20 protein-coding genes are annotated in these 25,518 nt (G+C 45.8%); 16 read left to right on the top strand and 4 right to left on the bottom strand.

The window, feature by feature from the left end; translation table 11 throughout:
* From IDJ77_RS26705 to IDJ77_RS26650, 12 genes are all read left to right on the top strand, one after another.
* Positions 1–291 carry a hypothetical protein gene (locus tag IDJ77_RS26705; protein ID WP_191192060.1) on the top strand — a complete coding sequence of 97 codons (291 nt, stop codon included), beginning with the start codon at positions 1–3 and terminating at the stop codon, positions 289–291.
* Between the two features lie 230 nt (positions 292–521).
* Positions 522–1,658 carry a radical SAM family heme chaperone HemW gene (hemW, locus tag IDJ77_RS26700; protein WP_191192059.1) on the top strand — a complete coding sequence of 379 codons (1,137 nt, stop codon included), beginning with the start codon at positions 522–524 and terminating at the stop codon, positions 1,656–1,658.
* A 128-nt stretch (positions 1,659–1,786) separates the two neighbouring features.
* Positions 1,787–2,335 carry a fasciclin domain-containing protein gene (locus IDJ77_RS26695; RefSeq protein ID WP_191192058.1) on the top strand — a complete coding sequence of 183 codons (549 nt, stop codon included), beginning with the start codon at positions 1,787–1,789 and terminating at the stop codon, positions 2,333–2,335.
* A 230-nt stretch (positions 2,336–2,565) separates the two neighbouring features.
* A complete protein-coding gene (locus tag IDJ77_RS26690) occupies positions 2,566–3,447 on the top strand; it encodes a cupin-like domain-containing protein (protein WP_191192057.1) in 882 nt (293 codons plus the stop codon).
* Positions 3,448–4,216: 769 nt separating this feature from the next.
* Complete coding sequence (locus tag IDJ77_RS26685) at positions 4,217–6,937, top strand: N-6 DNA methylase (RefSeq protein WP_191192056.1); 2,721 nt, start codon at positions 4,217–4,219, stop codon at positions 6,935–6,937.
* Entirely contained in the window at positions 6,934–7,809 is an 876-nt protein-coding gene (locus IDJ77_RS26680) for a hypothetical protein (protein WP_191192055.1), read from the top strand. Before IDJ77_RS26685 ends, IDJ77_RS26680 begins: the two co-directional genes overlap by 4 nt.
* A gap of 572 nt (positions 7,810–8,381) precedes the next feature.
* Positions 8,382–9,257 carry a carbohydrate kinase family protein gene (locus IDJ77_RS26675; protein ID WP_191192054.1) on the top strand — a complete coding sequence of 292 codons (876 nt, stop codon included), beginning with the start codon at positions 8,382–8,384 and terminating at the stop codon, positions 9,255–9,257.
* Entirely contained in the window at positions 9,254–10,441 is a 1,188-nt protein-coding gene (locus IDJ77_RS26670) for a hypothetical protein (RefSeq protein WP_191192053.1), read from the top strand. Before IDJ77_RS26675 ends, IDJ77_RS26670 begins: the two co-directional genes overlap by 4 nt.
* A 454-nt stretch (positions 10,442–10,895) precedes the next feature.
* Positions 10,896–11,996 carry a vWA domain-containing protein gene (locus IDJ77_RS26665; protein ID WP_191192052.1) on the top strand — a complete coding sequence of 367 codons (1,101 nt, stop codon included), beginning with the start codon at positions 10,896–10,898 and terminating at the stop codon, positions 11,994–11,996.
* Positions 11,997–12,102: 106 nt separating this feature from the next.
* Positions 12,103–13,605 carry a sigma 54-interacting transcriptional regulator gene (locus IDJ77_RS26660; protein WP_191192051.1) on the top strand — a complete coding sequence of 501 codons (1,503 nt, stop codon included), beginning with the start codon at positions 12,103–12,105 and terminating at the stop codon, positions 13,603–13,605.
* Between the two features lie 27 nt (positions 13,606–13,632).
* Entirely contained in the window at positions 13,633–14,925 is a 1,293-nt protein-coding gene (locus tag IDJ77_RS26655) for a metallophosphoesterase (protein WP_191192050.1), read from the top strand.
* Positions 14,926–14,954: 29 nt separating this feature from the next.
* A complete protein-coding gene (locus tag IDJ77_RS26650) occupies positions 14,955–15,839 on the top strand; it encodes a UbiA prenyltransferase family protein (protein WP_224751251.1) in 885 nt (294 codons plus the stop codon).
* Between the two features lie 231 nt (positions 15,840–16,070).
* Here IDJ77_RS26650 and IDJ77_RS26645 read toward each other — a convergent pair whose 3' ends face one another.
* Positions 16,071–17,906 (bottom strand): CocE/NonD family hydrolase, encoded by a 1,836-nt coding sequence (locus tag IDJ77_RS26645; protein WP_191192049.1) that lies wholly within the window; start codon positions 17,904–17,906, stop codon positions 16,071–16,073.
* A gap of 55 nt (positions 17,907–17,961) precedes the next feature.
* On the opposite strand from IDJ77_RS26645, the gene IDJ77_RS26640 reads away from it, so the two are divergent.
* Genes IDJ77_RS26640 through IDJ77_RS28070 form a run of 3 tightly spaced genes read left to right on the top strand, consistent with a single transcriptional unit; the run spans position 17,962 to position 19,206 of the window.
* Positions 17,962–18,579, top strand: a complete 618-nt coding sequence (locus IDJ77_RS26640) for a class I SAM-dependent methyltransferase (protein WP_191192048.1) — start codon at positions 17,962–17,964, stop codon at positions 18,577–18,579.
* 25 nt (positions 18,580–18,604) lie between these two features.
* On the top strand, positions 18,605–18,805 hold the full coding sequence (locus IDJ77_RS26635) for a hypothetical protein (protein WP_191192047.1): 201 nt from the start codon (positions 18,605–18,607) through the stop codon (positions 18,803–18,805).
* Positions 18,802–19,206 (top strand): putative toxin-antitoxin system toxin component, PIN family, encoded by a 405-nt coding sequence (locus IDJ77_RS28070; protein ID WP_224751250.1) that lies wholly within the window; start codon positions 18,802–18,804, stop codon positions 19,204–19,206. Before IDJ77_RS26635 ends, IDJ77_RS28070 begins: the two co-directional genes overlap by 4 nt.
* On the opposite strand, the gene IDJ77_RS26625 is transcribed toward IDJ77_RS28070, so the two are convergent.
* From IDJ77_RS26625 to IDJ77_RS27965, 3 genes are all read right to left on the bottom strand, one after another.
* Complete coding sequence (locus IDJ77_RS26625) at positions 19,203–19,889, bottom strand: response regulator transcription factor (RefSeq protein WP_191192045.1); 687 nt, start codon at positions 19,887–19,889, stop codon at positions 19,203–19,205. The genes IDJ77_RS28070 and IDJ77_RS26625 overlap by 4 nt on opposite strands.
* 145 nt (positions 19,890–20,034) lie before the next feature.
* Positions 20,035–21,663, bottom strand: a complete 1,629-nt coding sequence (locus IDJ77_RS26620) for a sensor histidine kinase (protein WP_191192044.1) — start codon at positions 21,661–21,663, stop codon at positions 20,035–20,037.
* Between the two features lie 5 nt (positions 21,664–21,668).
* On the bottom strand, positions 21,669–23,486 hold the full coding sequence (locus IDJ77_RS27965) for an alpha/beta hydrolase family protein (protein ID WP_191192043.1): 1,818 nt from the start codon (positions 23,484–23,486) through the stop codon (positions 21,669–21,671).
* A gap of 201 nt (positions 23,487–23,687) precedes the next feature.
* Here IDJ77_RS27965 and IDJ77_RS26610 point away from each other — a divergent pair, with 201 nt between their 5' ends.
* Positions 23,688–25,496 (top strand): tetratricopeptide repeat protein, encoded by a 1,809-nt coding sequence (locus IDJ77_RS26610; RefSeq protein WP_191192042.1) that lies wholly within the window; start codon positions 23,688–23,690, stop codon positions 25,494–25,496.
* The last annotated feature ends 22 nt before the right edge of the window (positions 25,497–25,518 follow it).

The following is a 25,518-nucleotide window of genomic DNA, read 5'->3' as shown; positions in this document are numbered from 1 at the left end:
ATGCCAACCAGTACCGTAAATAAAGCGCCCTTAACCACAACGCCACCAGCTGCCGACAAAACTTACTGTAGTGCGTTAGCCGATCTAACGGGTGGCGGGCTTACCTCGGTAAATATAATATACGGCAATGGCAGCGCTGTGCGGGCTGCGGTGGGCACCTATACCTGTTCGGTAGCAGCATTGATAGTGGCCGACGGAAACGGCTTTTTGATAGGCAATTTTGATGTTACGTACAAAATTGCGGATATTATTGTTGCCCCGTTTGTCCATACCATCACCGTTAAGGCCTGACTTAATTAAGTAAGAGCATTTTACAGACTTATGCAGTAGTGATTCGCTTAAAATCAAGCTTGTTCGGGCTTGTTCGGGCTGTTCGCGCCGCATGCCGAACGCGAACAAGCCTAAAAGCAATTGAAATTATTGCTAAAATCCGTGCTGTTAGCGGTTTTGTTTTAAAAGCGATTGGTGAAAAGGCCTCCAGAATAAAGAAACCCCTGTCTCTATTTTTTTACCTTTGCGCCATGGCCGGCATCTACCTACATATCCCTTTCTGCAAACAAGCCTGCCATTACTGCGATTTTCATTTCAGCACCTCGCTGAAGTATAAAGATGAGATGCTGCAAGCCCTGCTGAAGGAACTAGCCCTGCAAAAGCATTACTTGCAAGGCGAAACCATCGAGACCATTTACTTTGGAGGAGGCACCCCCTCGGTTTTACAGCCGCAGGAAATAAACCAGCTGATAGATGCCATCACCCAAACGCATACCGTAGTTACCGGCGCCGAAATAACGATGGAAGCCAACCCGGACGATCTTGGCAGTGCAAAGCTGGCGGGTTTAAGGGCAACGCCTGTTAACCGTTTCAGCATTGGCATCCAATCTTTTTTTGATGAGGATCTGCTTTGGATGAACCGTGTACATCGCGCTGCCGAAGCAGAAGCATCGGTAAAGCGGGCGCAGGATGCCGGATTTGAGAATATTACCGTCGACCTGATCTACGGCTACCCCCTGCTAAGCAATACCAAGTGGAAACATAACCTAAACAAGGTTTTTGAACTGGATGTGCCCCACATCTCTGCCTACAGCATGACGGTTGAACCCCAAACCGCCCTTGCCGCTTTCATTAGCAAAAAAAAGCAGCTGCCCATGAGCGAGCAGCAAAGTGCCGAACAATTTATACTGATGACCGATGCCATGCAGGCCAATGGTTTTGAGCAGTACGAGATCTCTAACTTTTGCAAATCTGGGCATTATTCGCGCCACAACTCCAATTATTGGAAAGGGGTAAAATACCTTGGATTAGGCCCATCGGCACACTCGTTTAATGGCCACACCCGCCAATGGAACATTGCCAATAATGCTAAATATATCGCGTCTGTTTTAGGGGAGAATACGGTACCTGCCGAAGTAGAAGTACTCAGCGAAACCAACCGGCTCAACGAATACATCATGACCTCCCTGCGCACCATATGGGGGCTGGACACGGATAAGCTGAATGCTGTAGCCAAAGGCTCGGCAGCCGAACTGCTAAAAGCCGCCCGACCGTATTTCGAAGACGGCAGTATCATACAAACCAACAACACCATCACCCTTACCCAACAGGGGAAACTTTACGCCGATAACATAGCTTCGGCGCTATTTTTCGACGACCGTACGTAATTTAAGGGCACAGGGTATCAAACTTTCTTATCCTTTTTTGTTGTAACAACATAAACGCCAAATAAAACCGCAGCTAAAGTTCCGGCGTATCTCCCTGTACATTACTTAAAAACATAATACATCTACCTATGAAAAAAATTATTATCGCGGCATTTGCTTTAGCAGCTATCGCAATTGCCCCTAACACTTACGCGCAAACCAAAATGGTGGGCGGCGCGGCCATGTATCCAACCAAAAACATTGTAGCCAACGCTGTAAATTCAAAGGACCATACTACACTGGTGGCGGCCGTTAAAGCTGCCGGTTTGGTGCCTACGTTACAGTCTGCCGGGCCGTTTACGGTATTCGCGCCAACAAACGAGGCTTTTGGCAAACTGCCTGCGGGCACGGTTGATATGCTGGTAAAGCCCGAGAACAAAGCAGCTTTGACCAAAATTTTAACCTATCACGTGGTAGCAGGCAAAATAAGCTCTGCCGACCTGCTGGCTAAAATTAAAGCAGGCGGCGGCAAAGCCGAGTTAAACACCGTTAGTGGTGGTATTTTAACCGCCATGGCCGATGGCAAAAAGATTTACCTGGTCGACGAAAAAGGCGGCAAATCATGGGTAACCATTGCCGATGTTAACCAAAGCAACGGCGTTATCCACGTAGTGAACACCGTGCTGATGCCCAATTAATTAGTGAGCGGTTGAATAGGGAGTGGTGAGTGGTTTTCAACTGCTAACCACTTTTTATTTTTATATAGCCCGATAACCGTTGTTCCCATTCACTTTCTAACAGACCGCAATAACTTTACATAATTTTAACGCGTTTTTAACGGGGCACGGATTTTTATTTTGTTATTTTGCTAAATTCGGGTGAACTATTACATTATAGCTTAATAGTTTATTAACCCGATACGCACATTATGAGCTTTATCCTTTCCCCTATTGATACTGTTGATACCATTTCGCCGGAAGATTTCCGCGAGAACTACCTGAAGCCGCGCCGTCCGCTGGTAATAAAAGGCCTTACCAAAAGCTGGCCCGCCCGCGAGAAATGGACGCCAGAATACCTCAAGGAAGTAGTTGGTAAAAAGGTTGTGCCACTGTACGATAACTCCAAGGCCGACCCATCAAAGCCCATCAACTCCTCGGCGAAGGAAATGCCGTTTGATGAGTATATCGACCTGATCCGCAGCACACCTACCGAACTCCGTATCTTCTTTTTCAACATATTTAAACAGGCCCCGCAACTGCTGGACGATATTGTTTTACCAAAAGACCTGATGGGCGGCTTCCTGGAAAGTATGCCGGCGATGTTCTTCGGTGGCTCTAATTCGGTTACTTTTTTGCATTACGATATCGATCTGCCGCACATCTTTCATACCCATTTTGGTGGGCGCAAGCACGTGATATTGTTCGAGAATAAATGGAAACGCCGCCTGTACTGTATCCCCAACGCTACCTACGCGCTGGAGGATTACGATGTACAAAACCCCGATACCAAAAAGTTTCCGGCGCTGGAAGGCGTGGAAGGCACCGAGGTTTTCCTGGAGCACGGCGATACCCTGTTTATGCCAACTGGCTACTGGCATTGGATGAAATACATCGACGGCTCGTACTCGCTAAGCCTGCGCGCCTGGGATGCCAGCATTACCCGCAAGGCCGCCAGTCTGTACAACCTGGCCATAAAAGGCGGGGTAGACAGCCTGCTGAAAATGGCTTTTAAAGAGAAATACGCCCACTACCGCGAGGCCCTCGCCATTAAGTGGGCCGAGAAGGAACTGGCCGACGGTAAGCCTTTGTAAGCCGGTATCCAAAGTGTTCCGTTTTGAGCTTGTTCGCGTTCGGGATGGGGGGCGAACAGCCCGAACAAGCCCGAACATGCGGGTTTAATTTGAACTTGTTCGCGTTCGGGATGGGGAGCGAACAGCCCGAACATGCGTGATTTAATTTGAACTTGTTCGCGTTCGGGGTGGGGGGGCGAACAGCCCGAACAAGCCCGAACATGCGGGATTTAATTTGAACTTGTTCGCGTTCGGGATGGGGGGCGAACAGCCCGAACAAGCCCGAACATGCGTGATTTAATTTGAGCTTGTTCGCGTTCGGGATGGGGGGCGAACAGCCCGAACAAGCCCGAACATGCGTGATTTAATTTAAACTTGTTCGCGTTCGGGATGGGGGGCGAACAGCCCGAACAAGCCCGAACATGCGGGATTTTATTTGAACTTGTTCGCGTTCGGGGTGGGGCGCGAACAGCCCGAACAAGCCCGAACATGTGTGATTTAATTTGAGCTTGTTCGCGTTCGGGGTGTGGCGCGAACAGCCCGAACAAGCCCGAACATGTGTGATTTAAACAGATAAATACCGCACAAGCCTGTAAAATTCTAAACGCAATTGCTTCCCTGCTACACACCGTTGTTAGTGTTCTCCTCAAAAACTTTACGTGATGCCTTCCACTACAAGACCACTGGGCGTAGATGAACGGCGGCAGGAATGCTGCCATTTACAAAAATTGGCGTGGTGCGGTGAAAACACCGACCACAGGCTGAATTATATTTATATTTGTGAACCTTTATGACATTACACGAAGCAATACAAGAACTGCTAACAACGTCTGATCAAGCTTTAACAAGCTCAGAGGTAGCGGAAAAGATTAACTCTTCGCAATCATACAAGCGCAAGGATGGTCAACAACTAACTCCAACGCAAATAACCGCTAGAGTCAATCAGTATGCTAACGTTTTCACGGTAACGTCAGATGGTCTTATTACCCTTATAGATAAAGATATACTTAGGTTCAAAAATGCATACTACCATATTCTAAATCGCTTTAGAGATGGGAAATATGGATTTTTCGAATATAAACCACTTGCCTTAATTGCTCTTTTTGTTGGCTGGCGCGACAGATTCCCCTATCGATTTTTAGATTATCCTAGTCAAGAGGTGATTGATGAACTTATTACAAGTAATCTTGAATTTCTTGCCCCAATTACACGTGATGAGTTAATTAGTTTAATAATACGATTGGAAGAAAAAGATCGCCATTGGCTTTGGGGAGTTTTGCAAGATATTAAATCTTTCCCAAAGCCGTCGGCTGTTGACTTCCGAGATTTTTTTAATGATATTATAAACGAATTTACAAATGCAGACAGTTTTCATAATGGACAATATTCGTCACCTCAAGTACTTTCTAAATTCATAGGATCCCTCTTTTTTATTCCAAATAATGGCTTAATAATTGACCCATTTGCCGGGACCGCAAGTTCGTTGCTTCAAGCGTATCAATACAATTTTGAGAACTCACCACAGTTAATTGCCAACGACATCTCTCTTACAGCAAGTATTTTGGGTTCACTAAATATTTTTGTTAATGGTTATCAAGAGGTTGATTATCAAATCAGCGATTTTTTTGCTAAACCATTTCCTGATAAATTCGCTGACCTAGTAGTAACCGTCCCTCCTTTAGGAATAAGGCAAAAGCAATATATTTATGAATTGAAAGGAGTATCCCCTGTGTTACTCGATGACTTCATTTGGAATTCTTTTGATGGTATGATCGATGCAACAGCGGCGGCAATATTATCGACTGTTTCTTTATTGAAGGAGGGGGGAAAAGCTGTAATAGTGGTGCCCGATGGAGTTCTTTTCAGTGTAAAACGCGATTTTCTTTTTTTAAGACAAATTTTAGTTCATGCAAATTTGCTCAAAGGGGTCATATCGTTGCCAAGTGGCATGTTTCGCCCCTATTTTTCTGTCTCGACATCAGTATTGATTATAGAAAAGACTCTACCACGTAAAAATGGCATCTTCCTTTTTGACAGTTCCAAACTTACTGTGGAAGCTTTTGAAGCAAGGTCGTTTGAGATTAAAAGTGCATACCACAATCAAGATCGTATTGAAAATAGTATTTACATCGACCCCGATGAGATACCATTCAAAAATTATGACCTGAGTCCTAAGCGTTACCTTTTGGAGATGCCAAGCGGGGGCAACCATTTACCTCTTCATGAATTGTGCGAAATTATTTACACCGGCACCGGGGTAAATAAGAGCAATATAAACAAAAATCATGGCATTCCATTTATTCAATTGGGCGATTTAATCGATTCAACTGGTCTTAACGAAATTGACAACTCCAAAACCGAATATTTTATAAGCGACGAAGAACTGCTCGCAAAAAGCCCCAGGTATATCCCTGACAAAGCCGTACTCGTTGCAAAAGTAGGCAGCAAACTTAAATCATCGCTATATAGATATAGCGGTCCAGCGTTATGTAATCCTAATATTATTGTTGTAAAAACCAACGAATCGCAATTGCTTCCGGAATATTTAATTACACAACTTCAGAGCGAATATGTGATTAATCAGATTGAAGCTATAAGACACAATATTGGTGTACCTCATTATAGTAAAACCGATTTCATCAATATACAGATTAACGCATTACCCATCGAAGAGCAGCGTAATTTTATAGCATCTTTTTATGGGAAAAAATTGCAAGAGGTAAAGAAGATAGTTGATTTACAGAGAGAAGATGATCTTTATAATATTATAGCAAGTCTAAAACACGAATTGAAGCAGCCAATATCGTCTTTAGGAATGGATGTAACGACACTTGACGAATTTTTGCAGGATAAAATTGCTTCGGGAAATTCGCTATCTTGGGAAGATTATGTAGTGCCGCTACTGCCCGGCCAGAACCCAAGTGACGAAACCCATTTGTTATTTAAGAACGTAATGCACCGAATGTTGTCATCGATCAAGGATGCCCAGGAAACATTAACAAAAGCAGAAGAAATCCTTAATATAGGTGGAGGTGTATTTGCGCCGGAGAAAATCCCTCTTAAACACTTTTTAAACCAAGTTATCAAACCTGTATTTGCAAACAATAATTGTACAATCACAATTGTTGGTGATGAAAGGGAAATTATGGCTGACAAATATCAAATCGAGGTGCTTTTCAAAAGATTAATTGAGAATGCTATTAAACATGGTTTTCAGGGTAGAACAAATAAGGCAGACAATTTAATTAACATCAGGATATCAAGTAAAACTGCGAATAAAGACTATAACGAAATCATTGTGGAAAATAACGGAAAGACTTTTCCAGCCGAGTTCGATATTGCCAAATTCCAAATGGTTGGTCAAACGTCTAATCGTCGTAGTGGCACTGGGTTTGGAGGATTCCATATTAAAAGAGTAATCGAAAGTCACCAAGGCGAACTCCACTTAGCCGATAAAAAAGAAATCAGCGAATCTCAATTTAAAGTGCGTTTCAAAATTTATTTACCATGAGTCGACCAGACAAAGCAATAAACATTTTATTATACGAAGATAAACCAGATTATTCCGCCAGTTTTAGGACTACAGCGCAAAAACAACGGATACTGACTAAAGCTACCGACAATGCCGATGAATTATTAGAACTTTTAAAATCATCACCTCGAAAATATGTGTTCATTGTTTTAGATGCTCGAGCATTTATGCATGAAGGTCAGGCTGTGGGAACGGAAGATGAAATGAATCTAATTAAAATTATACAAGACTTAGAAGAATTTAAAAGACAGAATCATTTAACATTACCTTATTGCATCAACACTGGCTTTGCCGATTTAAAATTACGCTTGTCCAATAAAGTCAGTTGTCCAATCTTTGAGAAAGGCAATGAAGCAGAATTGATTGATCATATATGGATTGAGTATATGCGCACAGATGACGCTAAATTATTAATGGAACATCCTGAAATTTTTGGATTTGCAACAGATCATTTTGACGACGCTGCCTATGCCGTATTAGCAAATTTGTTTACCGGAAAGAAATATCTATCATTAAATATCGCTCAAAGAGTAAATAACCTTGCAGCATTAAGACGGACTGCGGAACATTTAATGGATATTATCAACAATGATTACCTTGGAAATGTCGTCCCCCCGTCTGGCAGTCGCTTAAATGACATTACTGCGTATTTAAATCTTAACCAAGATATTCCTGTACACGTATTTTCTACAGTTACCTCGATTCGGAAAATTGCAGGCTATTTTGGAAGTCATACGCCCAGTACTTCACAAGAAATTGCTGCATATCCGTCTGGCGAACTAATAGGCGGATTAGCCTCGTCTTTAAAAGACGTTTTTATTTGGGCACATACTCTTTGTAGTCATCATTAAAAACAAACACTCACAGCTCCCCCCGCTGCCTTAAGTGTCCCTGCTTGTGGCCCGTATGCGAAGTACCCCCCGCCCGGTCAGGCGTCCTCGCCTGACTGTAAACCTTTGTCAGCGTCCACGCTGACGGGTATGATTGACTAATTTAATGGAGCTGTTATTTTCAGGCAATTTAAGCGAGGACGCTTAAATTTTCAGCATCCGGGCGTGGACGCCCGGAAGAGCGGGGAACAATGACGCGCCACCACTCCATTTATCCGCCTCCCCAGCGTTAGGGATAGTAAGGGTTTGCCCCGGCGCGACAGCCCAGCGCGCAGGCAACGGGGCCGAAGCAACGCGGAGCCCTGCATAGCCCGGCCCGCTTCTATCAGCGGGAACGCCATTATTCTGTTGGCAGTGGGCAGTAACCAGTGGCAGTCTTGTCTCTTGATTGTTACCTCTTGAATCTATCTCACGATATATGGCTGCAAACCATCCACCAAATCCGACTTCCTAAATCCCTATTCCGAAATTTTTCACATGATCTCTAATCACAAAATTTATTAGCTTTATACTTTCAGTTCAACCACCATTTTATGAATAAACAGATCTTGTGCTTCGGCGAAGTTTTATGGGATGCCTTTGGCGATGTTAAGAAAGCGGGCGGTGCGCCTATGAATGTTGCGCGCCACCTGGTGCAGCAGGGCAACAATGTACTGTTTGCCAGCAGCGTGGGTATCGACCCATCGGGCGTGGAGCTTACCGGTTTCCTGAAAGAGAACGGCTTGTACAGCGACCTGCTGCAGCGCGACGAAAACCTGCCCACCTGCGAAGTAACGGTTGAACTGGACGAAGATAACCAGGCCACTTATATTATCCCCAAGCCGGTGTCCTGGGATAACATCGGGTTTACCAATGAACTGGAGGCCGCAGCAAAAACGGTTGGCGGCATTGTATTCGGCAGCCTGGCCTGTCGCGAAGAAGCTACTTTTGAAACTTTACTACGTGTGCTTGATGAAAGCTATGCGCTGAAAATATTTGATGTAAACCTGCGCCCGCCGCATTATACCCTCAGCAAAATTGAAACGCTTGCCGCCCGCGCGGATGTGATAAAAATGAACGAGGAAGAAGCCGAACTGCTGATCCACGGCAGCAGCGGCGACCTTAAACAGAAGATCCAGGAGTTCCAAAGTAAGTTCCATACTAAAATTATCTGCGTAACCCGCGGCGCGCATGGTGCCATCATCTGGAACGACTACGCGTTTTATGAGCACCCCGGCTGCACCGTAAACGTGGTTGATACCGTTGGCGCCGGCGACTCGTTCCTGGCCACCTTCATCACCGGCCTGCTAAACGAAACGCCGATGCAGCCCCTGCTGGATAAAGCCTGCGCCGTTGGTGCTTACGTTACCACCCAGCGCGGTGCCAACCCGGTTTATAATGTGGATGAAGTGGTAGCGCAGTTTTCGTGAAGTACATACTTATCCTGATATCATGGCTGTGCATTGCGCCTGCATTCGGGCAGGCAAAATTGCCTGTAATTAAAGCTACATCTAAAAAGGTTGCCATCAGAGACGGCGATTTCCTGGACAAGAATGCCTGGTCGCTTTCGCCCAAAATTAAGTTGGACGTTTTTACGGCCGACCGCAGTCGCAAGCCCAAATGGGTTACCTTTTATACCGATATCGATTCCATCCGCGTAAAAGTGAAGCCCGGTACAAAGTTCAACTTTGTGGTGCTGCTTAATGGTGTCGATTCCTGCTTCACCCAAATTGCCAGCGCCATACCGCCGGAGGATAAGCAGCAAAGCCGGTTTGCAAAAACAGATACCATACCTTTTACGCTTACGGCTTACAATGCCATCGCGGTAAAAGCAATCATCAACAATACTGATACCCTTACGCTGCATTTTGATACCGGCAGCTGGGATTTCCGTTTAACTAAAGACGCCATCCTTAAGAAAACCAAACTGTTGGCCGGGCAAGCCGGTGTTGCGGCGGGTACAACCGCGCCAAACTATAACAATTTGGCTAAAGTATTTAAGCTGCAAATGAGTAATATAGTGTGGACCAACCCCGAAGTGGTCCCCACCAGCCTTACCGCGCACGATATGGACGGCCGCTTCGGCTGGAACCTGTTTGAGGGTAAAGCCATAGAAGTTAATTACGACCTTAATGTATTGGTGATCCATTCCGGTCCGTTTAAAGCGCCGAAAGGTTATAATAGATCAGCATTTGAGGTGATGCGTTCTTTCATAGTGGCCAAAGGGGGCTTCCCAATGGCAGGCAAACAATACCCCGGCAATTTTTTGTTTGATACCGGTTCCGACCAGGCCATTATACTGGATAGCGCCTGGGCAGCCGGGTACAATTTTTCGCAAGGTTTAAAGCTTATCCGCACAACGGTACTCAGCAACCCGAGAGGCGTGAAATTCGAGATCAAAATAGTGCGCTCCCCGGCCTTCACCATCAATGGGCTTACTTTAACCAATATCCCCACGGCTATTTTAGGCAGCAGCAATCCGGCTGGTTTCCCTGTAAATAACCTGGGTAACGATCTGCTGAAACGCTTCAATATGATCCTCGATTTTAAAAATGACCTGCTGTATCTGAAGCCTAATCATTTATGGGCGGGGAAGTATCGGGAGGATTCGTAGCCGTTTTTCTGGAGAGGCGACACTTCGTTTGAGGTTCGAATCCCTTCGTTCTGTATTTCTCCGTTAGGGGCGGTAGTGAGTTAGCTTCAGCCTGTGGATGTTACTTTCTTTTTCCGCAAAAGAAAGTAACCAAAGAAAACTCTCGGCTGCGCCCTGTTCTATCAAAGGTTGTGCCGGGGCAGTTTCAGTGGTTGCCGAACAGGGCAAGGCCGATTTAGAAAGGGCTTCGTTAGGCCTCCTGACAAATCCCCTAATCAACGAAATCACTTAATCATTAAAATCAGCGGTTCAGACCATAAGCATGCAAATCAAAATCCTGCCTATCGTATAAATCGCAAAAATCCCGGTCCAGACGGTCCTTTGTCATATCAGCCTAACAATTCCTTTTAATTCATTTCCACCCCAAACTTTTGAGTAAAATAATCCGTTACTTTATACTAAGAAAGGGTACAACATGCGCGGTTATGGATTTTCAAAGTTTAAACCCAACCAAATTCCCAAAGGCGGATTTGAAGAATTACTAAAATTATTCCTGGAGCTGCTTAACTACACCGCCGGTGATGCGGGCGAAGCTTTGGCCTGGCTAAACGAATTGGATAAGCAATACAACCTTACCAATGATGAGTATGGCATGGGCGATTTCATCGACGAGCTGAAGCAAAAAGGTTATTTGAATGAAGACAACCAAAGCGGCGAGATCAGCATTACGGCCAAAACGGAGCAGAGTATTAGGCAGTCGGCATTGGAGGAGATCTTCGGCAAGTTAAAAAAATCGGGTAAGGGCAATCACCGTTCGCCGCAAAGCGGGCAGGGCGATGAAAAGAACGCCGAGCGCCGCGAATTTGAGTTTGGCGACGCGCTGGACCAGATAGACATGACGCAATCTATCCAGAACGCCCAGGTGAACCACGGCATCGGCGGCGATTTTATGATGACCGAGCGCGACCTGGAAGTGGAGGAAATGGACTATAAAACCCTCACCTCTACCGTGCTGATGATCGATATTTCGCACTCCATGATCCTCTACGGGGAGGACCGTATCACACCCGCCAAAAAGGTGGCAATGGCACTGGCAGAACTGATCCGCACCAAATACCCTAAGGATACATTGGATATTGTGGTGTTTGGCAACGATGCCTGGCCCATAACTTTGCAGGATCTGCCTTATTTACAGGTTGGTCCTTACCATACCAATACCTACGCCGGTTTGGAGTTGGCCGCCGATATGCTTCGCCGCCGTAAAACGCACAACAAGCAAATTTTTATGATAACCGATGGCAAGCCCACCTGCTTAAAGGAAGGCACCAAGTATTATAAAAACAGCATCGGGCTGGACAGGAAAGTGGTGAACAAAACGCTGAACATGGCCGCACAATGCAAAAGGCTGAAGATCCCTATCACCACGTTTATGATAGCGAAGGACCCTTACCTGCAGCAGTTTGTCCGTAAATTTACCGAAACTAATGGCGGCAAGGCTTTTTATAGCTCGCTGAATAACTTAGGCGAATACATTTTTGAGGACTACGCGAAGAACAGAAGGAAGAACGTGAGGTGATTTGAAGATGTGCCAATTTGAAAATTTGAAGATGCTAACTCCTTTTCAAATTTTCAAATCACCAAATTTTCAAATTACCAAATCATCAAATTTTCAAATCAGAAGAATGAACTATAAAAATATAAAAACACTTGGTCAGCTAAAGCAAACGGGCTATGTAAGCCGATCTGTTAAAGATGAGTTGCGGGCTAATCTGATCACCCAGTTACAAAATAAAGAAGGCGGTTTTGAAGGCATCGTAGGTTTTGAGGATACGGTTATCCCCGATCTGCAGACGGCCATCCTGTCGCGCCACAACATTTTACTTTTAGGCTTACGCGGGCAGGCAAAAACCCGTATCGCGCGCTTATTGGTGAACTTGCTGGATGAGTATGTGCCGTATATCGAGGGTTCGGAATTATTTGATGACCCTTTGGCGCCTATCAGCTGGTATGGGCATAATGTGATAGAAACTAAAGGCGATGACACCCCGATCGCCTGGGTACACCGCAGCGAACGCTATACCGAAAAACTGGCTACGCCGGATGTTACCGTTGCCGATTTAATTGGCGATGTTGACCCGATAAAGGCGGCTACCATGAAACTGACCTATTCGGATGAACGCGTGATCCACTTCGGATTGATCCCGCGCGCACACCGTGGCATCTTCGTGATCAACGAATTGCCCGATCTGCAGGCGCGCATCCAGGTATCGCTTTTCAATATTTTACAGGAGCGAGATATCCAGATCCGTGGTTTTAAACTGCGTTTGCCATTAGATCTGCAATTCGTGTTCACCGCCAACCCGGAGGATTATACCAACCGTGGTTCTATCGTAACACCGTTAAAGGATCGTATCGAAAGCCAGATCCTTACCCACTATCCGCGCACGGTAGAGATATCGCGCAAGATAACCCAGCAGGAAGCCATGCTTACCAAAGAGCAGCGCACTAATGTAGAGGCCGATGGTTTGGTAAAAGACCTGGTGGAGCAAATTGCTTTTGAGGCCCGTGCATCAGAATATATCGATAAAAAATCGGGCGTATCGGCACGTTTAACTATTTCGGCATACGAAAACCTGATCAGCAATGCCGAACGCAGGATGATCATCAATGGCGAAAGCAGCACCTTTGTGCGCATCTCCGATTTCCTGGGTGTTATCCCCGCTATCACCGGCAAGATAGAGCTGGTATACGAAGGCGAGTTAGAAGGCCCCGGCAAGGTGGCCAATATCCTCATCGGCAAAGCCATAAAAACACTGCTACTGCAATTTTTCCCCGATCCGGAGAAGGCCAAGAAAGCAAAAGGTGTGAACCCTTATGCCGAGATCATCAATTGGTTTGGCGATGGTAACAGCATTGCTTTGGTAGATGGCCTACCTGCGCAGGAGTACAAAAAACTGCTGAACGCTGTACCGGGACTAAAGGATATTGTGAAGAAATTCCATCCGAGCCTGAGTGAGAACCAGTCGTTATTATTGCAGGAATTTATCTTGCACGGGCTGGCAGAGTTTTCGCAATTGAACAAAGGATTTTTAGATAATGGCTTCGCTTTTTCGGATATGTTCAATAGCTTGTTTAACTTGCAGCCCGACGACGACGATCTGGACATAGACGACGACCGTTACTAACGCAATTTATTCACCAGCTTTAAATTAATGCAGGGCCCGCTAATTACTCTTCTCATCATCATCGTTCTGTTAGCCATCGACTACTATATTTTGCGGGGGCTGCAAACTGCGTTCAAGAAAACAAAGTTCATCCATAAAAAATGGTTTAAGCTTTTTTACTGGGCATCATCGTTGTTTTTAGTAGCGGCGCTGTTCATCAGCATTTATGTAAAGCTTGGTGGTGTAGGTGTGCGCGGCGCCCTGCTGTTCCTGTTCTTCATCGTTTTTATCTTCAAGATCTTTTACGTACTGTTTATCCTGGTGGATGATGCCCGCAGGTTTATCATCTACCTCATCCGTAAAAACAAAAAGCCGGAGCCTGCCGCCGAAACAACAACTGTAAAGGCAGAAACCGCTTTGTTTGGCTCTATCCCGCGCTCGGAGTTTTTAATGAAGGCCGGTTTGCTTGCCGGTGCCATCCCGCTTTACGCCATTAAGCATAACATGAGCAAGGGGCTGTACGATTACCAGCTGGAACACGTAAACCTTTACCTGCCCAACCTGCCAAAGGCCTTTGATGGGATGCGGATAGGGCAGATCTCGGATATCCACTCGGGCAGTTTTCACAGCAAATGGCAGATGAGGGCCGGCATAGAAATGCTGATGAAACAAAAAACCGATGTAATATTTTTTACCGGCGATCTGGTAAACGGCCAAACGCCCGAAGTGAAATATTATATGGATGTATTTGATAAAGTACGTGCACCGCTGGGTGTTTATTCTATATTAGGGAATCATGATTATGGCGATTATGGCCACTGGCCTTCTCCTGCCGATAAAGCAAAAAACCTTGCCGATATGGTAGTTGCCCACAAAGAACTCGGTTGGGACCTGCTGATAGACGTAAACCGCCGCATAAAAGTTGGCAACGAAGAAATTGGTATATTGGGTATTGGCAACTGGGGCGAAATGAGCCGTTTCCCCAAATATGGCCGCATGGATAAAGCCATCCAAAACACGGATGACCTGCCTGTGAAACTCCTGCTCTCGCACGACCCATCGCATTGGCGGGCACAGGTATTGCCCGAATATCCGCAGATAGATGTGATGTTTTCCGGCCATACGCACGGCATGCAGTTTGGCGTGCGCACGCCCGATTTCCAGTGGAGCCCTATAGAATATGTTTACACCGAATGGGCCGGGCTTTACCGCGAAAAACACCAGCAAATTTATGTGAATGTTGGCTACGGCTTTTTAGCCTACCCCGGCAGAATTGGAATATTGCCGGAGATCACTATTTTTACATTAAAAGCCGCGGCAGATCCATCTTTAAAAGCCTAACATCCGCAGGCCAAACCATACCGGTGCCAATGAAAAAGTTAGCCCGCTCTGCATTTGATTTTTTCCTGTTCAGTAACCTGTTCATGTCGCTTTGCGCGGTTGCACAGGCACTGGTAACTTTTCATCTCATCGGTTCTAAACCGGTAACAACGGTTACGGGTTTGCTGTTCACTTCCACATTGGGCATCTACAACTTTTGTATCCTGCTCTCCAAACCGGATAAGCCGGAGACTTCGCCTTACAGGCGCGTGCGCTGGTTCTTTTCGCATTACCGGCTGATGGTTACCTTCACCATCGTGTCGCTGCTATCGCTGATACCTCTGTTCTTTTTGTTATCGATGGAATCCAGGATCTTGCTGGTGTTCTTGTCGATACTCTCCTTTTGCTATAGTATACCGCTATTTACCATCGGCGAGCATAAGTTTGGTTTGCGTAATATCCCGGGCTTAAAGCCTATCCTCATTACGTTGGTATGGACGCTGAGCTGCGTTTTACTACCGATCTTAGAGGCCGAGAACCTACACCTGGCGGATGTATCCATGCGCGATACTATGATACTGATAGCCAAGCGATTTTTACTGATTGGAGCCCTAACTGTGCCCTTTGATATCCGCGACCTGTTCCAGGACCGCCAGTCCGGCTTAAAAACCATCCCCGTTGCCTGGGGCGAAAAAAACGCCTACCTGTTTTGCCAGGTGCTGCTTGTCGGATACGTGGTGCTATTGTTCCTTTTCCGCAATAACGGGTTTAATTTAGATTTCTTCGCGCTCACGCTAACCGCCGTACTCATGGGCTGGCTCATCTTCCGCTCTAAATGGGAAAAGAATGAGTATTATTATTTCTTTTATTTAGATGGCGTGCTGGTGTTGCAGTATGTGGTGCTGGTGGTGTTTAATTTGATTTTTCCGGGTTAAAAAACCTATTGTCATTTCGAGGGAAGCGCAGCGACGAGAACTATCTCTTGAACGCAGTGAAAAAATCTTCTGCGGCACACTATAACCGCTTCGCATGTGGTTATGCACTACCGCCTTGCATGATCGAATTGCACCGCGTATAAGATTTTTTCACTGCGTTCAAGAGATAGTTCTCCTCGCTATCGCTCGTTCGAAATGACAACGTGTTGAGGTGTTGTAGTGAAACTTCCCCTACTCCACCACCGGCAAGGCTACCGCCGATGCAAACTTCACCGAATGGTAAACCTTGTGTGTGGCCGGGGTGTAATCGCTTTCCTTTGCTTCAAAAATATTGGGCACGTATTTCTGCGGGTTACGGTCGATGATGGGGAACCAGGTGCTTTGTACCTGCACCATTATCCTGTGCCCCTTCTTAAACACATGGTTGCTGCCGTGCAGGTCGATGGTGTATAGTTCCACTTTACCGGGTGTTATCGGCTCGGGCTTTTCAAAACTTTTGCGGAAACGGCCGCGGAACACATCATTTGCTATCATAAATTCATAACCCGACATTTTTAATTCCTGTTTATATTCCGCCGGGTAAACATCTATCAGTTTCACTACCCAGTCGGCATCGCTGCCTGTTGTTGAGGCATATAGTTTTGCAGCAATATTACCTGTGATGGTTACATCGCTGGTTAAAGTATCGGTTTGCCAGCTCAATACATCGGGGCGGTTATCTACAAAGCGCTGATCCTCGGTAAGCCAGGTAAACCACCGGGAACCGGGGCCATAGGTTTCTTCGATAGGACGCGGGCGATAAGGCACGGGTTTGGCCGGGTCGGATACGTAACTGTCGGCTTCCTTCTCGGCAGCGGTTGGCGGCGTAAACGATAATTTGCCGTTGCTATGGAAGTAGATATTTTTGATCTTCGATTCGGCGGGCGGCCATTTGCTATAGTTCTTCCACTCGTTGCTGCCGGTTTGGAAGGTAATGGCTTCGGCAAATTTGCCATCACCCTTATCTTTCAGGTAGTAAGCAAACCAGCGCGCCTGTACATCCTTGCGAAAGGTAACTCCGGTATTGGTGCCGAATTTAATATTACCCAGTTTATCGCCGTTGCCGCCGGCCCATCCGCCGTGATTCCAGGGGCCAATTACAATGTAATTCTGATTGTTCTTGTCCTGCTTCTCCAGCACTTCGTAAGCTTTCTGCGGACCGTAAAAATCTTCCTGATCCCACCAGCCGGCTACGTGTTGTATGGCAATTCGCGGATGATCCAAACGAAATTTCATCGCCTGCTTTTGCCAAAAGCTATCGTAATTGGGGTGTTTGGTAAAGTCGTTCCAGCTGGGCAGTTTGTTGTGAAAATACTTTTTGTTGACATTGGAAAGCGGACCAAGTTTTAAATACCAGTCGTATGTATCATAGGTACCAAACTGGTAAAGGGTATCGGTTTTAGAGGCTTCCTCCATAAAGGCATACTCGAAACCATAGCTTAAACGGAATGCACCGTTATGATGGAAATCATCGCCCAGGAACATATCTGATGGTGTGGCCTGCTCAGATACCGCCTTCATGGCCGGGTGTGGGTCTGTGGCCCCAATGAGGGCGGTCCAGCCATCGTACGAGATGCCGTACATACCGGCCTTGCCGTTGTTATCAGCAATGTTCTTTAGCAGCCAGTCTACCGTATCATAAGTATCACTACTTTCGTCGATACTGTTGGGTTTGCTTTTATCGCGACTGAAGCGCTGCATCTCAAAAGCACCTTCAGATCTGTAACGGCCGCGAATATCCTGTGCTACAAATATATAACCATCTTCGGCCAGGTCTCTAACATAAGAACCGCGCTCCGGGCTGCGGCTTTTGGCAACGCCATAGGGTGTGCGGGTGATCAGAAAGGGCAGTTTTTCGTGCTGGTCCTTTGGGGTATAGATCACCGTGAACAACTTAATGCCATCGCGCATGGTTATCATCACTTCTTTACGGTTATATTTATCATCTGCGGGGGCCTGGGCAAACACATTATACGTGCCCAATAAAACCAACACGAGCAGCACAGGTTTAAGATATAATGCCTTCATAGGGTTTGATTTTAGATTTAGCTAAATATAACAAATACGCTTCAGAAAAACATCAATGGCAAGCAATTACGATAACTCCGCGTCTTTTTATGATGGCTTGTCGCGCGCCGTATTTAGCGGGGCGCTGGTTAATGCGCAAGCTTACTTTTTACCGCAAATACCCGCTGGTGCTGCGGTTTTAATTATAGGCGGAGGCACGGGCTGGATCCTGGAAGAAATAGCGAAAGTGCATCCAACCGGGTTAAACATTGTTTACGTAGAGATCTCTGCCAAAATGATGGCCTTATCGCGCAAAAGAGATCCGGGTGCGAACCAAGTAGACTTTATTAATAAAGCGATAGAAGATGTTGAGTATCCTGAGCATTTCGACGTCATCATTACGCCCTTCCTTTTTGATAATTATAAACAGGAGGATTTACCGGCAACCCTCCGGCACATCCATCAAATGTTAAAACCCGGCGGCTTGTGGCTGAATACCGATTTCCAGTTAACCGGCAAATGGTGGCAGTTTGCATTGCTGAAAAGTATGCTGCTGTTTTTTAAAATGCTATGCAGGGTGGAATCATGGCGCCTGCCGGATGTGGGTAAGGAATTTGAACGACTGGGTTATTCGCTTATAAAAGCAAAATCGTTTTTTAAGGATTTTGTGGGGACGAGAATGTATAAGAAATAAGATTTAGTTTTCGTTATATTTGAGTATGGAAAGATTAACGATACAAGTTCCTGAAAAGAAATCCAAATTGGTTAAATCCTTACTGAAGGAGTTGGGGGTGATTGTGGAAACGGAAGCTCAAAGATTAGTAAACGAGTTTGACAGCAGAAATGTGCCGGGTGAGGTCCCTTCTATGGATGAAATAGTCGAGGAAATTCGCCTTATGAGAGCTGAAAAATCGCGATGATTGTTGTTTTAGACTGCAATATTTGGATGACACTTGCAATAAGCAGAAAGTTATCGTTACTCTACTCCCTTAAAAAACACCAGATAAATACGGCTGGTTGCACCGAACTTTTTAATGAAATTTCAGAGGTTTCTCAACGTAAAAAATTCAAAAAATATTTTAATAGGTTAGATATAGAGCAACTCTTCCAAATCTATTTCACATTCACTTTAAATTTCGAGCTTTCAGAGATCGAATCGATAGTTAGTGATCAAAAAGATAATTATCTCTTCGCTTTATGCGACGCATCGAAAGCCGACTACCTGGTAACAGGCGATAAACTACTGTTAGATGTTATGAAGCATAAGAGCACCGAGGTTATCACCTTAGCCAAATTCCGGCAAATGGTTTCTAATCCCTAATAAACAAACTTATACCCTATCCCCCTAACCGTTTGCAGGTAGGTTGGCGAATCGGGGTTGTTCTCTATCTTTTTACGGAGGCGAACGATGTGCATATCCAGCGTGCGGGTGTTTACATCGGCGTTGTAGCCCCAAACCTCCATCATCAGCTCTTCGCGGTTTATTACTTTGTTTTTGTTCTTCAAAAAGTAAAGTAAAATCCGGTTCTCTAAAATGGTCAGCTCGGTTTTACGGCCATCGCGGATGAGCAGGTGGGTATTGGGAAGATGCTCCATATTACCGAATTTGTGCGATTCGGTTTTCTCGTTGTTCAGCGAGAATTTTATTTTGCTGTCTATCATCGCCACAAGCACATCCATATTAAATGGCTTGGTGATGTAATCAGATACGCCAAAATTATAGGCCCCTATCTTATCAATATCCTGTGCCTTGGCGGTCATCATAATTACCAGTTTATCAAAGCCCTTTTCGCGCAGGTTGGCGCATACTTCCGAGCCTTGTTTGCCGGGCAGCATCCAATCCAGCAACACAATATCAGGCTGCTCCAGCAATATCATACTTTCGGCCTCTATACCGTTGGCAGATTCTAAAACTTTATACCCTTCGCTTTGCAGGCGCTCGGCCACCAAAAACCTCAGGTTTTCGTCGTCTTCTACCAGCGCTATTTTAATTTCCTTGTTCATTTTTATATCGTAAAAAGTACCTGTCTTTTATAGGTGGCGGTGAGGACACCGCCACCGGGGGATTATTTTCCTGTAGACGGTGTCCCACCGCCTACTTTGTCAACTTTTTTTATCCCTGAGAGGCGGTGTCCCCACCGCCGCCGCGCTAATTTTCCATCGGCAATGTAACAATAAACGTCGAACCTTCATTTATCTTACTGTTCAGCGCAATGGTACCGCCCATAAAGTTTACCAGTTCTTTGCAAAAGGCCAAACCTAAGCCCACGCTGCCGTTTTGGTTGTACTGGTTCTCAATCCGGTAAAACTTCTTAAACACGTCGCCCTGCTCGTTTTTTTCCATCCCAATTCCCTTATCGGCAAAAGAGAATACAATATTACGCTTCTCCTGTTTTATACTGATGAATAATTCCTTTTTTCCGGGATGTGAGTACTTATAGGCATTCTCCATCAAATTCTGAAATACGCTGCCCAGCAGCACCGGGTCGCTGTTGAATTTGGCAACTTCTACCTGTTGCTCCAGCTTAAAATCCGGGTATTTAATTTTAAAGGTATCAATGTAGCCCTTTACAAAATCGGGCAGCTTTATCTCTTCCCGCTTTACGTTGATAGAGCGGTTCTCCAGTTGGGTAAAGGATAGCAGCTTGTTCATCAGCTCGTTCAGCTTATCAGCCTCTTCATCCAGTATCTTACCATAGTGCTTACGCTGGCGTTCGCTCAGTTCGGCATCGCCGCGCAAGTTGGAGCCTGCAATTTTTATAACGCTTACCGGGGTTTTAAACTCGTGGGTAAAGTTGTTGATGAAATCGTATTGCAACTTAAACACTTTTAAATTCACGTTTAAATTACGATAGATAAGGTAACTGATAAGTACCAGGAAAAAATAGATCAGCATCAGGATGGCCCCTATGGGTAAATACCGTCGGTCTATCTCCTTATTCACATGCGCCCGCTCCGAGCTGAAGTACAGCTTAAAGTTGGAGAAAGCTCCCGGCAGCGCCGCTTCGGTGATCACTTTTTCTTTGGCCACATCCAGCGGGTCGTACACCACGGGCTGTATGGTTACCTCCTGGTACAGCTCTTTGTGGGTATTATCCACCTCCAAAAAATGAGGGTCGAGCGAGAAGGTCATCATATTTTGCTTGCCAAAGCCATCGCTTCGCTTGTTGCGCAGCAGGGCACGGTATATGCGGATATCCTCCCTTCGGGGAATGTTGAGGTAACTTATTTTATCGGGGTTAACATTATAAAAGGTTTTAAAGATCTCGTCCTGCGTGGGCAGCCGCGAGGTATCGGCCACGCTGATAAAAGTATTTAGCTTAAGCGCCATCTGCTTAAAATCATCGTCGTTGGCGCTGCTCATATCCTTTACACCGGCAATGCCGTTGTTTTTGGGTTTATAGCGAAAAATAGCCTTTACCGTTATACCGTCGTGGTTATTTTCGCCGGGGTTACCTATCTGGATATCATAAAAAAGCACCTTGCGCACAAAGGGGTAAGCGCTAAAAACTGTTGCCGAGTAATTTGCTGCCGATGCCGAATCTAAAAAACCCTGGTAGGAGGTAATTTCGGGGATCTTGGTAAAAAAAAAGTCGTTGTAGGGCCTGATGGTTTGCTCCAGCACCTCAATCTTTTTGGAGGCAAACTCATTCTCTACGTATTTGGAAGTAAGCTTGTACGATACAAATATGGCGATGATGAGCGTTACCGTTATCAGTACCAAAAAAGCCGTTATCAGCGAAAAATTGGTACGATAAATTTTGTTTTGCGCCTTCATAGCGGCTATTGTTTACCCTGCATGTTTGTATCCAGGAATTTTTCTATTTCTGCATACATCTCCATGCGATTGTGCTCGCTCCTGAAAAATGCGCGCTCGTTTTCCTTTAGCCGGTAAATAACCGGCACATTACGTTTCATTAATTCGCGCACAAACTGGTTTAGCTCGCTGATGTTTGCACGGGGGTCTTTAGCGCCCTGAAATATCAACAACGGACTTTTAATTTTGTCGGTATGAAAAACCGGCGATATGGCACGCAACTGCTCGGCATCCTTTTCGGGGTCGCCAATCATTTCGTAAGTCATTTTTAAAAATGGCTTGTAAAAGGCCGGGGCATCTTTAAGGTAGGTAAAAAAGTTAATGAGCCCGTATTTTACCACCGCGCAGTTATACAGATCGGGATGGAATGACACGCCGTACAGTGCCGAGAAGCCGCCAAAGCCGCCGCCAAAAATGGCTATCTTTTTTGGGTTGGCTATTTTATTAGCTATAAGCCAATGCACACCATCGGTAATATCATCCTGTATTTTGCCGCCTACCTGCTTAAAGCCCGCCTTGCGGAAGGCCTTGCCATAGCCTGCCGAGCCCCGGTAATTTACCTGGAACACTGCATAGCCCCGGTTAGCTAAAAACTGCACCTCGGCATCGTACCCCCACGAGTCGCGCCCCCAAATGTTGTCATGCGGCATTACCACCACGGGCAAATTTTCGGGTTGCCTGTTGTTTGGTACTGTTAAGTATCCATTAAGCGTAACCCCGTCAGATGCCTTGAAGCTAATGGGCCGCATGGTGCAAAATTCATCAGGATTTATGCCGCTATAAATATCAGCCAGCTTGGTAAGCTTATCGCCATTCTTTTCGTACAGGTAATAAGAGCCCGGGTTTTTATCCGTATAGGTGTTGATGATGAATTTATTTTCGGCGCTATCGCGGTCAACAATGTTCATCTCATCCCCCTTTAGCTTACCCGCAATATTACCGTAGAGCTTTTCAACCTCGTTATTTAAAAAATACTTTTGGGGCTTTGCCTCGTCCCAGTAAGCATACTCAATGCGGCGTTTATTTTTGGAGTAGGCCAGGTCCATAATATCTGCTGTTGTGCTGGCGTATATCACTTTCACCTCTTTACCACTTTCGGCATCTATTACCACCACGGCTGTTTTATCCCTGTCTACGTTGGATAATGCGTAGAAATAATTTTTCTCACCGGTAAAAGCAACGGGCTCTACCCTATCATTAAAATTATTTTTGATGATGGGCTTAAAGGCTGCCTTTTCGTTAGCGCGATACAGGATGGTTTCGTTCACCCCGTCAGACACTTTTACCAAACGGATATCACCGTTCGGGTCGGGGTACCAGCGGGTAACATTGCCCGGGTTTTGAATGTAAAGCTTCAGTTCGCCGGTTTTTACGTTCATACGGTAAACATCAAAGTTGGCGGCGTCGCGCTTGTTCATGCTTACGGTGATCACATCTGGCTGCAGGCGGTTGCGGTTGAGGATGCGGATACGTACCTTATCCAAATTAAGCAGGTTTTTTATTTTGAGGCTGGCTACATCAAGCGTAAACACCCTAAATTCGTCGCTGGCGATGATGTCCTGCGTAAATACGATCTGGTTGTTGTACGTCCACGAATAATCGCGAACAGAGTAATCGGTATAAGCGGTGGCCATTTGTTCGGCCCCTGTCTGCAACGATTTGATGTAGATATTTTGCTTATCTTTATAAGGCTTTAGGTACGATACGAATTTACCGTCGGGAGATATTTTGAAAAAGCTTTTCTCGGGCGTCTTAAAAAAGTCGCTTACAGGAATCTGCCTCACCTCGTTATGCTTACAGGCACACAATAAAGCAAAAAAAGCAACGAATAATAATCTAAAGCGGCCGGGCATGAATTACAGGCTTAATTTATAATTAAGGGTCAAATTACTTATTTTAAAACAGGCAAAAGCAAATGTCACTACAATTTTACCCTGCAACAACGTTATATACAATTCACCGGGGCGCATAAATATAGAAAAAGAATGAAGCGTTTTTTCATCATAATTATACTCTTTTTTGCTTGCAATGCAAAGCTTTTTGCACAAAATAACGATCTGCTGCTGGCAAGGCAGTACGCGCAAAACGGCGATACCCAAAAAGCGCTGGATATTTACCTAAAACTGTATAAGCAGGATAACGAAGCCTATTACCAGCAATATTTTAACGCCCTGCTAAGTGCCAAAAAGTTTGATGATGCTGAGGCCATTACCAAAAAACTGGTGCGCAAGCACCCCGGGAGTTACGAGTATACCATTGCCCTTGGCACCATATATACCCAGCAAGGCAATACCGATAAAGCCGACGCCATTTATACCGACCTGGTAAAAAACCTGCCGGCCGACCAGAACGAGATAGCATCCATCGCGTCTCAGTTTTACCAGAACGCCAATGTAGATTATGCCGTGAAGATATTTCAGCAGGGGCGCAAAATTTTGCATAACGACGCGCTCTTTTCCTTCGAGCTGATCAACCTGTACCGCTACAAGCGCGATAAAAACGGGCTGACCGAGGAGTACCTTAATTTTCTCCCCTCGAACCAGCCCTTTTTAGGCCAGGCCGAAAGTATGCTGGCATCGGTTTACGAAGGGCCGCAGGATTATGATATCCTGAAATTCGCGCTGCTGAAACGCATCCAGAAAGATCCGCAGCAGCTTATTTATGTAAACCTGCTTACGTGGCAATATCTGCAGCAAAAAGATTTTGCACAGGCGCTTAACCAGGCACTTGCCCTAAGCCGCCGCCAAAACGACGACGGCAGCAATATTTACGAGCTTTGCACCACGCTAAGCACCAACGAGGCCTACGACGAGGCCATCCGCGGGTATGAGTATATCATTGCTAAAGGCAAGGATAACCCAAACTACGTATCGGCAAAAATAGAGCTCATCAACACCAAAAACCTTAAAATCACTTCGGGCAAATACACACAGGCCGATCTGCTGGGCCTGGAACAAGATTACCTTAACCTGCTGAACGAATTTGGCCGCAACCGCAGCACGGTTTTTGCCATGCAGAAACTGGCCAACCTGCAGGCTTTTAAACTGCACAAACTTAAAGATGCGCAAACCCTGCTGGAAGCAGCCGTTGCCATTGCCGATGTGCGGCCCAACCTGCTGGCCGCCTGCAAAATGGACCTGGGCGATATCTACCTGCTAAACAACCAGCCCTGGGATGCAACGCTAACCTATAGCCAGGTAGAGCTGGGCAACCCCAACACCACGGTTGCACAGGAGGCATTTCTGCGTAATGCCAAACTGGCCTATTACACCGGCGATTTTAATTTAAGCCGCCGCCAGCTGGATGTGTTAAAAGCCGCAACCACGCAACTGATAGCCAACGACGCGCTAAACTTATCGTTATTAATATCTGATAACCTGGCTATTGACAGCGCCGGCGCTGCCCTGAAGATGTACGCCCGTGCCGATCTGCTGATATTTGCGGAGCAAACCGATAAAGCCATACTTACGCTGGATAGTATCGGCAAAAAGTACCCGGGCAACGCGCTGGCAGCAGATGTATTGATGGCTAAAACCCGGATCCTGATCCAGCAAAAACAATATACCGACGCAGTGGTGCTGTTAAAACAAATTGCCGATAACTACTCTGATAACCTTTGGGCCGATGACGCTGTATTTATGCTGGGCGACCTGTACGAAAACAAGCTGAACAACCCGGCCCTCGCCCAAACCTTTTACCAAAAGATAATTACCGATTACCCCGGCAGCCTCTGGCTGAACGATGCCCGCAAACGATTCAGGCTGCTGAGGGGGGATAAGAATGAGGCGAGTTAAGCTTTGGTAGCGAGTCCATATG

The organism is Mucilaginibacter pankratovii (assembly GCF_014773265.1).
In the GTDB taxonomy this organism is placed as follows: Bacteria; Bacteroidota; Bacteroidia; order Sphingobacteriales; family Sphingobacteriaceae; genus Mucilaginibacter; species Mucilaginibacter pankratovii.
This window is presented reverse-complemented; position numbering and strand designations above follow the sequence as displayed.

Excerpts from the sequence above, each read along its gene's own strand:
- IDJ77_RS26675 (WP_191192054.1), top strand. The coding sequence starts at position 8,382 with ATGAATAAACAGATCTTGTGCTTCGGCGAAGTTTTATGGGATGCCTTT.
- IDJ77_RS26705 (WP_191192060.1), top strand. The coding sequence starts at position 1 with ATGCCAACCAGTACCGTAAATAAAGCGCCCTTAACCACAACGCCACCA.
- IDJ77_RS26645 (WP_191192049.1), bottom strand. The coding sequence starts at position 17,906 with ATGAAGGCATTATATCTTAAACCTGTGCTGCTCGTGTTGGTTTTATTG.
- IDJ77_RS26660 (WP_191192051.1), top strand. The coding sequence starts at position 12,103 with ATGAACTATAAAAATATAAAAACACTTGGTCAGCTAAAGCAAACGGGC.
- IDJ77_RS26655 (WP_191192050.1), top strand. The coding sequence starts at position 13,633 with ATGCAGGGCCCGCTAATTACTCTTCTCATCATCATCGTTCTGTTAGCC.
- IDJ77_RS26625 (WP_191192045.1), bottom strand. The coding sequence starts at position 19,889 with ATGAACAAGGAAATTAAAATAGCGCTGGTAGAAGACGACGAAAACCTG.
- IDJ77_RS26650 (WP_224751251.1), top strand. The coding sequence starts at position 14,955 with ATGAAAAAGTTAGCCCGCTCTGCATTTGATTTTTTCCTGTTCAGTAAC.
- IDJ77_RS26620 (WP_191192044.1), bottom strand. The coding sequence starts at position 21,663 with ATGAAGGCGCAAAACAAAATTTATCGTACCAATTTTTCGCTGATAACG.
- IDJ77_RS26680 (WP_191192055.1), top strand. The coding sequence starts at position 6,934 with ATGAGTCGACCAGACAAAGCAATAAACATTTTATTATACGAAGATAAA.
- IDJ77_RS26695 (WP_191192058.1), top strand. The coding sequence starts at position 1,787 with ATGAAAAAAATTATTATCGCGGCATTTGCTTTAGCAGCTATCGCAATT.
- hemW (WP_191192059.1), top strand. The coding sequence starts at position 522 with ATGGCCGGCATCTACCTACATATCCCTTTCTGCAAACAAGCCTGCCAT.
- IDJ77_RS26690 (WP_191192057.1), top strand. The coding sequence starts at position 2,566 with ATGAGCTTTATCCTTTCCCCTATTGATACTGTTGATACCATTTCGCCG.
- IDJ77_RS26610 (WP_191192042.1), top strand. The coding sequence starts at position 23,688 with ATGAAGCGTTTTTTCATCATAATTATACTCTTTTTTGCTTGCAATGCA.
- IDJ77_RS26635 (WP_191192047.1), top strand. The coding sequence starts at position 18,605 with ATGGAAAGATTAACGATACAAGTTCCTGAAAAGAAATCCAAATTGGTT.
- IDJ77_RS28070 (WP_224751250.1), top strand. The coding sequence starts at position 18,802 with ATGATTGTTGTTTTAGACTGCAATATTTGGATGACACTTGCAATAAGC.
- IDJ77_RS26640 (WP_191192048.1), top strand. The coding sequence starts at position 17,962 with ATGGCAAGCAATTACGATAACTCCGCGTCTTTTTATGATGGCTTGTCG.
- IDJ77_RS26685 (WP_191192056.1), top strand. The coding sequence starts at position 4,217 with ATGACATTACACGAAGCAATACAAGAACTGCTAACAACGTCTGATCAA.
- IDJ77_RS26665 (WP_191192052.1), top strand. The coding sequence starts at position 10,896 with ATGCGCGGTTATGGATTTTCAAAGTTTAAACCCAACCAAATTCCCAAA.